The sequence below is a fragment of the Streptomyces sp. SID5785 genome (assembly GCF_009870065.1).
Classification (GTDB): domain Bacteria; phylum Actinomycetota; class Actinomycetes; order Streptomycetales; family Streptomycetaceae; genus Streptomyces.
Window position 1 is genome coordinate 1 of record NZ_WWIA01000106.1, and the last position, 16,047, is coordinate 16,047.

Sequence of the window (16,047 nt, forward strand, 5' to 3'; positions counted from 1 at the left end):
GACTGCTGCGCCGGGTCCCAGATCGACCACACGGTGAGCCCGGCGGCCACAGCCTTCTCCACCAGCTGGCGGTAGGGCTGGACCATGAGGATCCGCTTGTTCTCGGTCATGGCACGAGGCCCTTTCGGAAGACGGTGAGCGAAGAGAGGAGGAGGGGGAGGTCCCGGACTCAGCCGGCGGCGGCGGACACCGGGGCCGCGGCGTCCCGTGCGTCCTGGGCCCGGAACAGCGAGCGGTACAGGGCCATGGCGGCGAGCCCGAAGACACCGAAGACGACGGCCATCCCCCAGGCGGGGACGACGGCGCTGAGCGTCACGCACACCGAGCCGACGAGCAGCCCGAGCCGGACCTGGAGCCCGTAGGCGGCCATGTACTTGGTGCGGGACTCCTGCGGTACGGCGTTCGCCAGCAGCGTCTGCTTGACCGGCGCGTTCATCAGCTCGCCGGCCGTCACGACGAACGTCGCGACGATCAGCGTCCAGGCGTCGCCGCTCACGGCCCAGACCATGTAGCCGACGGTGAAGACGACGATGCCGATCATCAGCCGGCGCCGCTCGCCCATCCTGCCGAGCACCTTGCCGACCCACAGGGCGCAGCACACCACCAGCAGGGTGTTGACGGCCCGCATGATGCCGAGCATGTTCACGCCGGTGACGCGCACGTGCCAGGAGCCGATGTCGATGAGGTCCTGGGGCGTGAAGTCGCTGCCGAGCCGGACCGCGATGGACGACGAGATCTGCACCTCGACGGAGCGGATCAGGAGCGCGGCGACGATCAGCCGCAGGAAGACCCGGTCGCGCACCACGGACGCGTAGCCGGTCAGCGCGGACCTCACCCCGCGCGGATGCTCGACGCCGCCCTCCGGCGCGGTCTCGGAGATGAAGAACCAGGTCGTCGCGAAGATCCCGAGGAGCATCACGGCCGCGGCGGTCAGCAGCTGCGTGAAGTAGCCCTGGTAGAGGAGACCGCCGACGAGCGAGCCCAGCATGAACGCCATGTTCGTCGACCAGTAGTTGATCGTGTAGATGGAGGTGCGCGTCTCGGCCGTGGTGGTGTCGACGAGCATCGCGTCGTTCGCGGGCAGGGCGATGCCCGCGCAGCACGCGGCGCACAGGTACAGCACGTACATGGCGATGCCGTTGCCGCCGCCCAGCGGGGACGCCGCGAGGGCGATGCCCGCGTACCCGAGGCAGGCCCCGAACTCACCGGCGAGCAGGACCGGACGGCGCCCGTACGTGTCGGACAGATGGCCGCCGACCAGGTTGCAGGTGATCGCGGCGAGCGACACCACCAGGGTCATCAGACCGGCGGTCGCCGGCCCGTACAGCCGGGAGAAGTGGATCACCATCAGCGGGACGAGCATGATGTCGAAGAAGCGCTGGACGAAGCCGACGCCGATCCGGATCCGCAGATTGGGGTGCAGGTCCTTGAGCTTCACCGCTGCCCCTCCTCGGACGGCCACCAGCTGAGGTAGCGCTCGCCGGTGTCCGGGAAGACGGCCACGACCGTGCTGCCCGTCAGGTCGCGGCGGCGGCCCAGCTCGGCGCAGCCGTACGCGGCCGCGCCGGAGGAGATGCCGACGAGCAGTCCGGTCGACGCGGCGATCGCCCGGGTGGTGTCCGCGGCGTCCTGGTCGGAGACCGCGATCACCTCGTCGATCAGGGAGAGGTCGGTGACCGGGCTGATGAACCCGCCGTTCAGACCGGGGATGCGGTGCGGGCCCGGCGCGCCGCCGGACAGCAGCGCGGAGCCGGCCGGCTCGACGGCGACGACCGTCAGGTCCGGGTTGCGCTCGCGCAGGTAGCGGGCGGTGCCGGTCAGCGTGCCGCCGGTGCCGACCGAGCACACGAGGTGGTCGACCTGCCCGCCGGTCGCCTCCCAGATCTCGGGTCCCGTGGTCGTGTAGTGGGCCCGCACGTTGTCCGGGTTCGTGTGCTGGCTCGCGTACCAGGAACCGGGGAGCTGCGCGTGCAGTTCCGCGGCGCGCTCCACGCAGCCCGCGAAGCCGAGGGCGGGGTCGGTGAACTCGACCTGCGCGCCGAGCATGCGCAGGGTGTGCACCCGCTCCTGGGTGGCGTTCTCGGGGAGCACGATCAGGCAGCGGTAGCCGCGGCTGACGGCGAGGGAGGCGAGCGCGATGCCGGTGTTGCCCGAGGTCGACTCGACCACGGTGCCGCCCGGCAGGAGCTCGCCGCGCTCCTCGGCGGCGTTCAGCATGAACAGGGCGGCGCGGTCCTTGATGCTGGACAGCGGGTTCATGGCCTCGAGCTTGGCCAGCACCCGCCCGCCGCCGGCCGGTTCGGCCATCCGCAGTCTGACCAGGGGGGTGGAGCCGACCAGGTCGGCGATGCTGTCGGCGATCACGCCGGTGGTGGCAAGAGGCACGGGGCAGTCCTTACTCGTCTTCGGGGGCGTACGGGGCCCTGGCGGGGGCCGGCCCGGGGCGGGGCCCGGCGGCGGCGGTCCGGACGGGGTCGGTCCGGACGGGGCCGGTCCGGGAGGCGGGCGTCACCAGGAGCCCGCCGACGCGGTCGTGGCGAACAGGTCCTCCATCAGCCGCGGTTCGCGCCCGTGGGGGCGGACCACGGCCGTCGGCGCGAGCACCTTGGCACGGGCCGGGACGTCCTTGTTCACCAGCGCCTGGGCGCCGATGACCGCGTGGTCGGCGACCGTCACGGGCCCGAGCACGGTGGCATTGGTGCCGAGCACGACCCCGTTGCCCACCCGCGGATGGCGGCGCTGGCCGTCCGGCCGCTTCACGTCGCTCCACCAGCCGACCGCGCCCAGCGTCACCTGGTGGTAGATCGTCACGTCGTCGCCGACCTCGGCGGTCTCGCCGATGACGACCGCGGCGCCGTGGTCGATGAAGACCCGCCGCCCCAGCACGGCACCCGGGTGGACCTCGACCCCGGTGGCGCGGCGCGCCCCACGGGCCAGGAACCTGGCCGTCAGACGCCACCCCCGGCGGTGCAGCCGGTGGGCGACGCGGTGCGTCCACAGGGCCGGCAGTGCCGGGTGCAGCAGCGCCTCGCGGCGGTTGCGGACGGACGGATCGCGCTCGACGACCACGTCGAGGTCCTCGCGCAGGGTGCGCAGGAGGCCTGGCTGGTGCGACATGGGAACCCTTGTCTCTCGGAGGGGCCACCGGAGAGGCCCGGAAGGACCCGGAAGAGCCCGGAAGGACCCGGAAGGGGTCGGTGGAGCCCGGTGGAGCCCGGGGCGGGGGCGCCCGCCCGCGGAGGCTCAGGCGCCGGCGGCGACCAGGCTGCGCAGGGCGAGGAAGGTCGCGTCGACGAGCCCGCTCAGGGCCGCGACCACCGTGGGATCGGTGAACCCGTCAGCGGTGCGGGCCAGTTCACCGGCCTTCCCGATGGCGACCGGCTCGTGGTCCACGACCTCGGCGCCGCAGCGCCGCAGGACGCCCGCGAGCGCCGGCTGTGCGTCGATCGCACCGCGCGCGCCCGGAGAGGCGCTGGCCAGGGCCACGGTCCGGCCGGTGAGCGGGCTGGCGCCGCCGGGCCGGGACAGCCAGTCCAGCGCGTTCTTCAGGGCGCCGGACATCTCCCCGTTGTAGGCGGGCGTACTGATGATCAGCGCGTCGGCGCCCGCCACGAGCTCCTGGGCCCGCGCCACGTCGGCCGAACCCGCGCCCTGCTCGAGGTCCCAGTCGTAGAGCGGGAACTCGGCCACGGACAGCGACACCACCTCGTGGGGCGCACCGTCGTCGGCCGGCCGCTCGGCGACGAGCCGGCGGACCGTGTCGAGCACGGCGGTGTTGTGGGAGTCCCGGCGGACACTCCCCGACATCAGAACGAACTTGGCCACGGCGGCTCACCTCACGGGTCTTGACTTCGCTCCACCCTGGCCGCCGCAGGTCCCGAACGGGTCCCGCCGCGATACCGCCCGCCGCCGGGATCTTCGCGGGACACGTTCGGACGCCGCCGGCCCGAGGCTGTGCACCGGCCTGGGGAGGGCCGTGCTGCCACCGACCGAGCATTACGTTGCGGGGACGATGCCATGAAGACGCCGACTGCGATCACAGCCGGGACGACGACCGACACTGCCGGAGCCACCGCCTCAGCCGGTGCGCCGGCCCCCACGACGGAGCGGGCGCGCACCGGCGCGTGTCTGCCCGCCCTGCTGGCGGAGCAGGCGCGGCTGCGGCCCGGAGCCCCGGCCGTCGTCCTCGGCGACACGCACCTCACGTACCGGGAACTGGACGCCGCGAGCCGTGCGCTGGGCGCCCGGCTCGCGGGGGCCGGGGCCGGACCCGACACCTGCGTGGGCCTGTTCACCGAGCCGTCGCTCGACCTGATGACCGGCGCGTGGGGCATCCTCGCCGCGGGCGCCGCCTATCTGCCGCTGTCCCCGGACTATCCCGAGGACCGGCTGCGGTACATGATCGAGGACTCCGGCACGTCCGTCATCGTCACGCAGGAGCATCTGCGCGACCGGCTGGCGGCGCTGGCCCCGGCCGGCACCCGGATCGTCACCCCGGCCGACCTCGCCGCGGACCCGGGCGCCACCCCCGGCACCGGCCCTGGCCCCGACTCCGCCCCCGGCCCCGACTCCGCTCCCGTCGCCGTGCCCGCCGCCCCGGAGCACCTCGCGTACGTCATCTACACGTCGGGCAGCACGGGCCGCCCCAAGGGCGTGATGATCGAGAACCGGGCCGTCCTCGGCCAGCTCGCCTGGCTGGACTCCTGCGGGCACCTCGGCCCGGACACCACGGTGCTGCAGAAGACCCCGATGAGCTTCGACGCCGCCCAGTGGGAGATCCTCGCGCCCGCCACGGGCGCCCGCGTCGTGATGGGCCCGCCCGGCGTCTACCGCGACCCGGAGGCCCTCGTCGACACGGTCCGCGCGCACGGCGTGACCACGCTCCAGTGCGTGCCGACGCTGCTCCAGGCACTCCTGGACACCGAGCGGTTCGCCTCCTGCACGTCCCTGCGCCGCGTCTTCTCCGGCGGCGAGGCACTCACGCACGGCCTGGCGCGCGACGTCTTGCAGGAACTTCCCGGGGTGTCCCTGGTCAACCTGTACGGCCCGACCGAGGTCACCATCAACGCCACCGCGCACCAGGTCGACCCGGACCGGCTCGGCGAGGGCGAGCACGGCACCGTCCCCATCGGCGTGCCTGTCGACGGGGTACGCGCCTACGTCCTGGACGACCGGATGGCCCCCGTCGACATCGGGGAGACCGGCGAGCTGTTCCTGGGCGGCATCCAGGTGGCCCGCGGCTACCTCGGACGCCCCGAGCAGACCGCCGAGCGCTTCGTGACCTCGTCCCTCGACCCCGAGGGCCGGCTCTACCGCACCGGCGACCTGTGCCTGTGGAACCCCGACGGGACGCTCCAGTTCATGGGCCGCACCGACAACCAGGTCAAACTGCGCGGCTACCGCGTCGAGCTGGAGGAGGTCGCGGCGCGCATCGAGGAGCACACCTGGGTGCGCCGGGCCGCCACGCTCGTCCACGACGACACCCGCACCGGCCACCAGGCGCTGCTCGCCTGCGTCGAGCTGAACCCGCGGACGGCCGCCGTCATGGACCAGGGCGCACACGGCGCCCACCACCAGTCCAAGTCCTCCAAACTCCAGGTCAGGGCGCAGTTGTCCAACCCGGGCGTGCGCACGGCAGAGGAGCTCGCGGGCCGCCCCTCGCTCGCCCTGGAGGGCCGCGCCGAGACGCCGGAGCAGCGCCGCGAGACCTTCGCCCGCAAGACCTACCGCTTCTACGAGGGCGGCCAGGTCACCGCCGACGACCTGCTGCGCCTGCTCGCCCCGCGCCCGGTCCCCGGCCTCTCCCGGCCGCTCGCCGATCTCACCGCCGCCGAACTGGGCACGATCCTGCGCTGGTTCGGCCAGTTCCACAGCACCGAGCGGCTCCTGCCGAAGTACGCCTACGCGTCGCCCGGCGCCCTGTACGCCACCCAGCTCTACCTGGAGAGCTCCGGCGTCCCGGCGCTCGCCGCGGGCGTGTACTACCACCACCCGGTCGAACACCGCCTGGTCCGCGTCGCCGACGCCACCGGGCACTGCCCGCCCGGCGGTCTCGCGGTGCACTTCGCGGGCCGCAGACGGGCGATCGAGCCCGTGTACAAGAACAACATCCGCGAGGTCCTCGAGTTCGAGACCGGGCACATGGTCGGTGTCCTGGAGGAGGTGCTGCCCGCGTACGGCCTGACCGTGGAGCCGCTCGGTCACTTCCCCGCCGTCAAGGACGGTCTCGACGTCGACGACGAGGACTTCTACCTCGGCACGTTCGCCGTCACCCCCGCGACGGGCCGGCCGCGCCCCGAGACCGCCGAGCTGTACGTGCAGGCACACGCCGGGCGCGTCGAGGGACTGCCCGAGGGGCAGTACCGCTACCGCGACGGGCACCTCGAACGGATCGGCGACGGGCTGATAGAGGCCCGGCACGTCATCGCGATCAACCAGGGCGTCCACGACCGCGCGAGCTTCGGCATCAGCGCCGTCAGCCGCGCGGCGCAGCCCTGGCTCCAGTACGTCGGCCTGGGCACCCGGCTGCACCATCTGCAGCGCGTCCCGGGCTTCGGCTTCATGTCCTCGGGCTACTCCTCCCGGACGGGCAACCCGCTGCCCGCCGCCCGCCGCCTCGACGACCTCCTGGACGCGGCGGGGATCGCGCCCGGCGCCGCCTCGTACTTCTTCCTCGGCGGCCGGGTCAGCGACGAGCAGGTCGCGAGCGAGGGCATGTACGAGGACTCCGTGCACACCAAGGGCCCCGCCGAGATGATCCGCGACGAACTGGCCCTGTCGCTCCCGGACTTCATGGTGCCCGCCCGCGTCCTGGTCCTCGACGAACTGCCCCTGACCGCCAACGGGAAGATCGACACGAAGGCGCTCGCCGGCCGGCCCGAGGTGGTCGACGGCCCGCGGCGCGGCGGCCATGTCGCCCCGGACACCCCGACCGAGCGCTGGCTCGCGCGGGCCTGGGGCCGGGCGCTGAAGTACGAGGACGTGTCGGTGGAGGACGAGTTCTTCGCGTGCGGCGGCAACTCGCTCGCCTCCGTGGCCCTCGTCAACCGCATCAACCGCCACCACGGGACGACGCTGCCGCTCCAGGTCGTCTTCGAGACGCCGAAGCTGCGCGATCTGGCCGCCCGGATCGACGCGGACGTCCGCGCCGGGGCGGACCCCGGGGCCGGAGCGGGGGCCGGTGCGGGCGGACCCGCCGCCACCTCCCGTCTGATCCCGCTGGCCCGCGAGGGCACGTTCAGCCCGGTCTTCTGCTGGCCGGGACTCGGCGGCTACCCGATGAACCTGCGCCTGCTGGGGCGCGACGCGGACCTGGACCGGCCGGTCCTCGGCATCCAGGCGCACGGGATCAACGCGGGCGAGACGCCGTACGCCACCATCGGCGAGACGGCCGCCGCCGACCTCGACGAGATCCGCCGCGTCCAGCCCAGCGGCCCCTACACGCTGTGGGGTTACTCCTTCGGCGCCCGCGTCGCCTTCGAGGCGGCCTGGCAGCTGGAGCAGGCGGGCGAGAAGGTGGAGCACCTCATCCTGATCTGCCCCGGCAACCCGCGCGTGCGCGAGACGGCCGGCCGGGAGTGGGGCCGCGCGGCGTCCTACGCCAACCCCGCGTACCTCACCATCCTGTTCTCGGTCTTCGCGGGCACCGTGCACGGCCCCGACCTCGAGGCGTGCCTCGCCTCCGTCCACGACGAGGCCGGCTTCGTCGCCTTCGTCCGGAACCTGCTGCCCGCGCTGGGCGAGGACACGATCCGCCGCATCACGCGGATCGTCGCCACGACCTACGAATTCGAGTACAGCTTCCGCGAGTTGACGGAGCGCACACTGGAGGCGCCGATCACCCTCCTGAAGGCGCGGGGCGACGACTACTCGTTCATCGAGGGACGCTCCGGCTACTCGGCCGAGCCGCCCGGCGTCACGGACCTGGCCGGGGACCACTACAGCGTCCTCAAGGAGCACGGCGTCGGGGAGCTGGTCGCCGCCGTCCGTGCGGCGATGGGGCACCGCTGAGACTCCTGCTGCCGGCCGGCGTGGCCGTCGCCGAGGCCCGCCACGATCCGCCGGGGGTGTGGCTCCACCCGGCGGAGGCGGCGCTGGTCGAGGGCGTGGTGGAGCGGCGGCGCAGGGAGTTCACGACGGTCCGGCACTGCGCCCGCCAGGCCCTGCACCGGCTCGGGCTCCCGCCCGCGCCGGTGCTGCCCGACCCCTTCGGCGCGCCGCGCTGGCCCGCCGGGGTGGTCGGCAGCCTCACCCACTGCGACGGCTACCGCGCGGCGGCGCTCGCGCCCGCCGCGGAGCTGGCGATGCTCGGCATCGACGCCGAACCGCACGCCCCCCTGCCCGACGGCGTCCTGGACGCCATCGCCCTGCCCGCCGAACGCGCCCGGCTGCGCGCCGCACCCCCGGGCACGCACTGGGACCGCCTGCTGTTCAGCGCCAAGGAGGCCGTCTACAAGGCGTGGTACCCGTACACGGGCCACCGCCTGACCTTCACGGACGCGGACCTCCACCTGACCCCCGACGGCACCTTCACCGCCCACCTCCGCCCGCTCCCCGCGACCTCCCCCCTCCCACACCGCCTCCAGGGCCGCTGGGCGATCCGCAAGGGCCTGACCCTGACCTCGGCCTACGCGCGCCACGCGGGGTGAGGGGCGCCCCCGGGCGCCGTTTGTCGGGGCGGGGCGACTGCATCGCCCCGCCCGCCAGGCGTTGGCTTCATGGCGCTCACAGCAGGACGCCCGTCCGGTACGCCCCTGGACTCTCTGCGTATCCTCGGCGTGGCGCAGGGGGCGAGCATGTGGGACGGTCCGAGACCCCCGACCCCGTTAACCCGCAGGGCATCCAGGTAGGCGACATCTACGACGACTGCTCGTTCCATCCGGTGCTGTGTACTTCGGTCGATGAAGTAGCAGGCGTCGTACTGAGCGGCGTTTCGCTCATCGACGGCAGCTGCCCTCGCTCCTGCGATGCCTTGCACTGCGGGCCTGTCCGGATCCGCGTAGAGGAGGTCATGGCCATCAAGCTGGACCTGGAGGGATACGCCCGTCGGCGGAAGAACGAGCTACGGACCGGCGACAGCATCTGATCCGTAGCTCCACGCAGGTCGGTCGCTGAAGGCCAACACAGTCGTATGGCAGTCCTCGACGGCCCGTATCGGGCAGGGGCCGGCTGCTGACGTTGCTGTACTGCTCTGCTGTACCGCACTCGCGGCGCGACACGAGGACCCCTAGGGCTTGCGGCAGCGCGCAAGCGCATCGTCGATCGATCAGGACCACGGGTCGCAGGCGTGGGTAGTTTCTGGTGCGTCGGGGTGCAGCATTGCGCGCAGGCAGCGGGGTAGGCCGTCGCCCGCGATGTGCTCGGCCGCGCGCATCCATGGCAGTGGTGCCATCATCCGGGCCATACCTTCAGTGGCCAGGTCGTCAACCATGGCGCGTAGTGGGTCCGGAACCGGCAGATCACTCAGGCACATCCACCCCAGCGCGGCACTCACCCGCACCTCGGGAAGCCCTTTGGGGGAGGACCAATTGTCTCGAAACCAAGCCACTGTCTCCGCGTTCGGGTGCGCACGAGTCAGCTCTGCCATGGCCAGGACCAGGGAAGACCTGACAGCAGGAATACGCTCTGTGAGCAACCGCGTGCGGAACGCGTTACGGATCTCCTGAGCGCGGTCGGCGGCGGCCGCCAGCACGTAGACGGCGGCTATGCGCACCGCCGGACTGAGGTCGTCGATCAGCGGAAGCAGGTGTTCGGTGTCTGCGGCGATTGCGTCACGAGCGGCCTGCGTCGACCAGTTCGCCAAGTAGCCGGTGGGCTCGTACAGCCAGTCGTCCGCACCGCGATACCGCAGCATCGCTGTACGAGTGCACACACCGAGGTACCCGACGCGCGCCGCGGCGGCGGTCACGCCCAGGGCTCTCGTCCGCAAGCCCGAGTCCGGGTCCGCGCCTATCCGCACCAGGAGAGGCACTGCCGGTGCAACCACAGCCCTCATGTCGTTTGCACACAGGCCATCGAGCGTGTCGAGGGCGCCTCGGACGTCGGCGAGACTTCCTGACCGCATCCGTTCCATAATCCTGCCGACCTTGGCGCCCTCTGGGAAGCGATCCCAGGGAACCTCTTCCACCAGGCACCTCTCTTTGGCTTCCGGACGGATGCCGGCCACTACCGCGCGAACGTCGAGAGGGCCTCCGACCTGATCCAGCGGATCCCCGTCCAGGAACGCCCGCGCCACTGTCTGATACGCCGGGTCGGATTCCCACGGCTGCACCTAACACCTCCACAAACGCCAAGCCTCAACCCGAAGTTGTCGAGAGGATAACGAGCACACGGAGAGGTCAACTTCTTGCCGCCTGTTCACCTCAGCACCGGCCCGGCGTCGGCCACCGCCCTGAGGGCGTATCACCACAGTCGGTGGCACCACCCGCCGGTACAGCATCCACAACTCGTCAGGCACCAGTCGCTCCTCCAGATTCGTCATGCACTCATCAACGAACGAGCACGCCCTCAGGGCGACGTCCAAGTGGCTCCGCGACGGGATCCAGCCCGCTCAGGTGGCCGCCCGGGTGGGCAACAGCGCCCCGTGCTGCTCGCGGTCTGTGCCCGATCGATGCTCAGTTGCCTCCCGCTGCTTCGAGGCGCCGCTGCAAGACAGGTCTCGCAGACATGTCTGCCTCCGACTGACGGGCTGAACGGCAGGACTGACCCGCCGCCGAGGACTTCGACACGGGGAGTCGCCGGGGCTTCCGCGTGTCTACCGACAGGCCCTCTGAACAGCAGAAAGGCCCCACCGAAGCGGGGCCAGAAGATGGCGCCCCCGGCAGGACTCGAACCTGCGGCAAAGCGCTTAGAAGGGGGCGGGGCGATCGACAGCGGAACCGTCTCTGAACTGGCCATTTGCGTCGTTGACTTGGGGTTGGCCGATTGCTTCGACACGCATTCGACAGGCCTGATCTGTGACTACCTGCGGCGCCAAGACCTGCCGCGACTCGGCTGGGGAGCCGTCCCTAACACTTGCTGTGTCACGGTTAGGAACCCACGTCGTGCTGACTCCAGGGAGTCTTCTGTTGTTCTGTACAGCTCATAGTTCGGCGAGCGCACACCCTCCTCAGGGATGCGCACCACTAGCTTGAGCTCGGTGAGGCGGTGATCCAACTCAACCGCCGCAGCGTGTACCTTCTCTGGGCCGAGAAGGTACACGCGCTCTAGTAGCTTGCGAACCGAATTGCAGATCTCTTCCCCACACCTGTCGATGTCCTCACCGATGTCGCTCCACTCGTGTCCCTCATTGGTGGCTTCCTCGTAGCGATCGGCACTGTTGATGATGTCAGCGAGTTGTGCCCGAGCATGATCGACCGCATCTAGATGTACGACGTACGCCTCTTGGCGCTGGCCACGGAGCCATTGTTCGTGTTCGATATGTGCCCCGTCCGCGACCTGCCGGAGCCCCATGCGTACGCCGACTAATGCGGCCACGGCTGCGATGAGTGCTGCGACGACGTTCCCCCACTGTTCAGACATGGTCACCATGATGCTCATCGTTGGATACAACCCAAGAGGGCGTCTGGTTTGCTCTGCCTGGGCAGGCGGTGGACGGGATCGGAGCTCCTCGTAACTGCCCATGGGGCCGCACCCAAAAGAGGCCCCCGGTGCCGGCCGATCGCCCACCGGAGGCATCGTTCTTGCTCGTGACCAAAGACTGAGTACACACGGTTCCGGAGGCCGGGTGAGTCCACGTGTTTCAACTGGTCAGGGGCCCGGCGGTGGCTAACCGTTCGGCTTCCGTCCGCGGATAGTCCACGGAGCAGGCCAGTCAGTTGGGGCCGCCCCGTCCTGCGGTTCGCTGAAAACTGCGGCGCTCCAGAGAAGTGCGTCAGCTCAGTCGGCAAGGTTCAGCTAACGAGTTTGCGGAAGCGCTCAAATAGCAGCCGAAATTCCCCTGGGTAGGGCTGCTCTTGGTCTTCGTCATCGATCCTGTTCGGGTCTACAGGGGTATTGGCTGTGATGACCTCATCGACGAGGGCTGAGAGGTCGCTGTCGTCGAGGAGGAGTATGAACTCATGGCGACTGAGCGCTGTGTCCCTACAGCGTTGGAGAAAGTGTTCCTTGTTCGTGAGGGATCGACAAAGTAGCAGTCCTACCTTTCCGCGCAGTGGCGAGAACCTGCCGCAAATTTGATCCAACTCGGGATTTCCGAGCTCGGAGTAGTAGTTTTTACACTCGACGAATATGTGCGAGCTTGGATGGCCCTGCCGTGTTACCCATCCGAAGAACCCTTCAGTTGCATTGTTTGTGTAGGTGATATCAACTCGCTTTCGGGATTGGTCCAGGGGGTGCTCGACAATCGGATAGGTGAGCCAAGGGTAGAAGATCGCGCTAAGAAGAGCGTGTACCCTTCGGTGATATGTGGTGGCATTCTCGGCTCCTGGGGGTGTGTCAAGTGCGTCGTTTAGAAGGTTCCTGTAGCTAACCGGTTTGGTCCCGGTGGCCTGACTCAGCTCATCGTGATCGAGGGGGCGGGACGGCTTCTTTCGTTTTTCCTCCTTATAGTTACGGAAAACTTGAGAGCGGCTCAACGTCAGGTCCACCATTTTCTCTTTGTCGCCGCCGTACTCCTTTTCGACGTCCATCTTGGTTACAAATTTTCGCCCGGTCTTGGCGGTTTGTACGAGCTTACTGCCCGGCTTGTCGAGCTCCTCGTCTTGTAGCGTCGGCGCCAAGTGGTTTCTGAAGTACTCCTCCTTGGTTAAATGAAGGTCGTGTCGGACTATTATCTTGGGCACCAATAGCAAAGGGCTTCCTGGTACCAACATGCGAGTGCTTCCCTCTTCCCACTCGCAAGTTGAATGATTCCAGACGAGTCCGCTGTACACGCCTTCTTGAAGCTCCATGCCATAAATCGAGGCCATTGACTGTGTGTACGAGATCAGCATCCCGCGAATGATATTCGTGGTCACGTCTGAAATGATGTCTTTGCCGATTCCCTCTATGAAGAGAGTCGTATCCTCTAGATCCTCAAGCAGACCAGTCTCTGCCGCTCGGCTCACCACTAGGTTATTGGTTATGCGTTGCACGAGATAGGGGCCCAGGCCTCGACCGCGCGACTTTCCTTTTGACAGGCCGAAGTGCGTCTCGTTCGGCTCTTGGAGTCGCACAAGGAGCTCGCGAAGCCTATCCTGTTCGCCGGCGTTTATTGCGTCTACCACACTATGGAAAAAGGTCGAAAGCATCGTGTGGCACTGGCTCGACCACTCGTCTGGAAGATTCTTTAGCGTGCTCGGATCGATGTAAACGGGGGTATCTTTTTCTACGTCCACGTCAACGAAATCAAGGGTCGGCTGTGTTTGCCCCAGCTTGTAGTATTCGGAAACACGCATTGACGCCCCCAGGCTCGTCGAGTGGTATTCCGCAGATCGGCATCAATACCCATGCCTAGATTTGTGTACGCTCAACATCGCCGAGTTGGCCGAAAGTAGGTTCTGGGCAGGTCTGCGGCTGGGCAGAGGTGCTGGCACTAGCCCGGGGCACTCTGGCTCTTCGAACGAGCAGAGCCCAGGCGGCAGGTTGACTGCGACGGGCCCCACAATGCTGCCCTGGAGCACCAGTTTGGAAGATCGCGTACGCGCATCCCGGAAGCGAGGCCTATTATGCTCAGAGAGCGAGAACGGGAATGGATCGCCGAGGCCACCGGTGCGGTTCCGCTGTCTGCAACCCCGTTGGCCGGAGGTACGCACGCCGAAACCTTCCTCGTCTTGCCGCAGGATCTCGTGCTGCGGCGGATTCCGCCCGAGGATGGGGCCGCTGCCCGTGAACAGCGGATCCTGTCACTGCTTGCGGAGGTCGCGGGCCCCTTTCCACGGTTGATCGCGGTCTACCCGGACGGCGACGAAACGGGCTCCCCCTGTGTCCTGGTCTCGCGGCTGCCGGGCAAGGCCGATGCCCTCCCGAACAACCCCTCCCTGGCCGCCCGCGAACTAGCTTCGGCGCTGGCGCGCGTGCATGCCACGGACTTGCCTGCGGAGTCTGGCCTGCGCGACCTCACCGACCGCGTCCGGGCCCGCCGTCCCGAGATCCTTCCTGCCTCTTCGGGCGGGCCCGTCTTCTCTCACGGAGATTTCTGGTCGGGGAACGCCCTGTAGTCCGACGGTCGGGTAACTGCGGTCATCGACTGGGAGGGAGCCGGACTAGCACCGCGCGGTTACGACGTCGCCTGGTGCCGGTTCGATCTCTACCTGTTACACGGGCGGGCAATCGCCGATGAATTTGCGGCGCACTATGAGCGGACCACGGGAGTGGTGTTGCCCGACCTGTCCGCGTGGGATCGCTTCGCCGCACTGTGGCCGGCCGCGGACATCGAGTCATGGACCGGGAACTATGGGCCGCTTGGGCGTCCCGACCTGACACCAGCCGAACTCCGACGCCGGCACACGGCCTGGCTGCTCATGGTGTAGGCCGACTCTTCGATCTGGCGAGTCGGTGAAGACGGTGCCGCCGAAGGGGCCGTTTCGCTGACCTGGCCGCTTGCGAGAAGACGGCACCACTCGCTGGAACAGATCCGCCTCGGTCACAGCCTCTCAGTCCGAGTTTCTTGAGACGTGACTCGATGGCGTTGGGCTGTCGCCCGAACTCGACGGCCAGTTCCTCATAGTCGCGCTGCCCGGACCGGTACAGGGCGAGGAGCCTCTCTTCGTCGGCTGTGCTCCAGGGCTTCTGGAAGTTCGGGTAACGCTTGCGGAGTTGGTCCGGGTCCTCGCGCTGGCTGCCGCCAGGTACGTGCGCCACCTTGATGGACTTGACCGCCTCCATCGGGAAGCGGGTGCGCTCTGTGTCACCGGTCCACAAGACCAGGTGACTGCCCTCGAATGTGAAGCGATCAGCTTCGATGGTGATTGCTCGGCGTTGGCAGTCGTCGTCCTCCGGGTCGGCTATGAAACCGGCGAAGTCGATGCGGAATGATGTATGCACTGTTGATACCCCCATGTGGACGGCTTGCCGCAACGTCGCCCTTTACGACAGGCCACCTTCGCTTCCTGTACATTGTTGATGTTGTTGCCCTCTACGAGCGACCAGGGAGGTGTCGAAACTTCGGTGAAATTACGAGCGCTAGAGTAGCGTCATAGTCTGCGCGATAGCGCACTACCCGGTCATCTATTGGTCCCGCAATAACTTCTTTCCTCGCTTCGAAAGTCGTGGCCTCGAATTCATCTCTGCCGCTAATCCTGATGGGGGACTGGATTACTTCGGCGTCCCAGGTGGTTGCAACCCGTTGAGTTGTGCGAGGCTCGCACACGATCCGGAATCCGGAGCGCTTTACCTTTGATGCCCTTGCCCATGTGACTGATTCGCGGCGAAGGGCTGTGCGTGTGAATTCAACGGGAGTCAGCTTCGGGGGGCTTAGCTCTGGATACCTCCACGAACTCCTGTCGTGCAGGTTTCGTATGGATATCCACTCGGCTCGCGACCTGCGGTCAATCCAGGTGAACGTCACCTCCTCCTCGGGAGACAAGATGGCGTGCCCGAGATCGACTTCTTCTCCGTTGAGTAGGAAGACGGACTGATTCCGGTATGCGTACCAAACTTCTCGACCAGAATTTTTGTGGTCGTGGAGGGTCAGGAGTATTTCGTAGGGGTGAGTGTTGATCAATTTCCCCTCAATAATTACTTCGAGGCTATCTTTGTCTGGCCCTAGTGCCCAACTATGGGCCTCTGCTCCCGCGATGCCTTCAAGGTCACGTGCTGTCGCTTCTCTGTATTCGATCTTTTCGAGGAAAAGATGTACTGAAGGTGTGTACGCGCTCTGTGCCGCTTCGTACGTTGCTTGACCAGTTCGGCGAGTTAATGCAAGGGACTCCTTCGCGATTCGACTCGATCGGCGAACAAAGAAGGCAGACGCAAGCGCGATTGTCGGTGACGCTATAGAAAGAGCCTCTGTCCAGGTCGGCATGTTTCCCCCATTTTTGAAGCGGAGCTCACTAACGGCGCGGCTTGACCGTCAGCATCCTTACCCCACCACCCCCAGCTCCCATCCCGTCCGCCGTCGACCCACAC

General features: G+C 68.0%; 10 protein-coding genes. 3 read left to right on the plus strand and 7 right to left on the minus strand.

Annotated elements, in window-relative coordinates; all coding sequences use genetic code 11:
- Positions 1-169: 169 nt before the first annotated feature.
- From GTW43_RS03115 to GTW43_RS03130, 4 genes are all read right to left on the minus strand, one after another.
- Complete coding sequence (locus tag GTW43_RS03115) at positions 170-1,438, minus strand: MFS transporter (protein ID WP_161300031.1); 1,269 nt, start codon at positions 1,436-1,438, stop codon at positions 170-172.
- On the minus strand, positions 1,435-2,385 hold the full coding sequence (locus tag GTW43_RS03120) for a cysteine synthase family protein (protein ID WP_161300033.1): 951 nt from the start codon (positions 2,383-2,385) through the stop codon (positions 1,435-1,437). Before GTW43_RS03120 ends, GTW43_RS03115 begins: the two co-directional genes overlap by 4 nt.
- A gap of 123 nt (positions 2,386-2,508) precedes the next feature.
- Entirely contained in the window at positions 2,509-3,117 is a 609-nt protein-coding gene (epsC, locus tag GTW43_RS03125; RefSeq protein ID WP_161300035.1) for a serine O-acetyltransferase EpsC, read from the minus strand.
- Between the two features lie 126 nt (positions 3,118-3,243).
- A complete protein-coding gene (locus GTW43_RS03130; RefSeq protein ID WP_161300037.1) occupies positions 3,244-3,825 on the minus strand; it encodes an NAD(P)H-dependent oxidoreductase in 582 nt (193 codons plus the stop codon).
- 192 nt (positions 3,826-4,017) lie between these two features.
- Between GTW43_RS03130 and GTW43_RS03135 the strand changes: the two genes are divergently transcribed.
- Positions 4,018-8,010, plus strand: coding sequence for an amino acid adenylation domain-containing protein (locus tag GTW43_RS03135; protein ID WP_161300040.1), 3,993 nt, complete (start codon positions 4,018-4,020; stop codon positions 8,008-8,010).
- A gap of 20 nt (positions 8,011-8,030) precedes the next feature.
- A complete protein-coding gene (locus GTW43_RS03140; RefSeq protein WP_343245880.1) occupies positions 8,031-8,648 on the plus strand; it encodes a 4'-phosphopantetheinyl transferase superfamily protein in 618 nt (205 codons plus the stop codon).
- Positions 8,649-9,265: 617 nt separating this feature from the next.
- Here GTW43_RS03140 and GTW43_RS37825 read toward each other — a convergent pair.
- The 3 genes from GTW43_RS37825 to GTW43_RS03160 all read right to left on the minus strand — a co-directional run bounded on the left by GTW43_RS37825 (position 9,266) and on the right by GTW43_RS03160 (position 13,376).
- Entirely contained in the window at positions 9,266-10,270 is a 1,005-nt protein-coding gene (locus GTW43_RS37825) for a hypothetical protein (protein ID WP_237536363.1), read from the minus strand.
- A gap of 689 nt (positions 10,271-10,959) precedes the next feature.
- Positions 10,960-11,520, minus strand: a complete 561-nt coding sequence (locus GTW43_RS03155) for a hypothetical protein (RefSeq protein WP_237536364.1) — start codon at positions 11,518-11,520, stop codon at positions 10,960-10,962.
- A 371-nt stretch (positions 11,521-11,891) separates the two neighbouring features.
- Complete coding sequence (locus GTW43_RS03160) at positions 11,892-13,376, minus strand: hypothetical protein (RefSeq protein WP_161300044.1); 1,485 nt, start codon at positions 13,374-13,376, stop codon at positions 11,892-11,894.
- A gap of 270 nt (positions 13,377-13,646) precedes the next feature.
- On the opposite strand from GTW43_RS03160, the gene GTW43_RS03165 reads away from it, so the two are divergent.
- Positions 13,647-14,138, plus strand: coding sequence for a phosphotransferase (locus tag GTW43_RS03165; protein ID WP_161300046.1), 492 nt, complete (start codon positions 13,647-13,649; stop codon positions 14,136-14,138).
- The last annotated feature ends 1,909 nt before the right edge of the window (positions 14,139-16,047 follow it).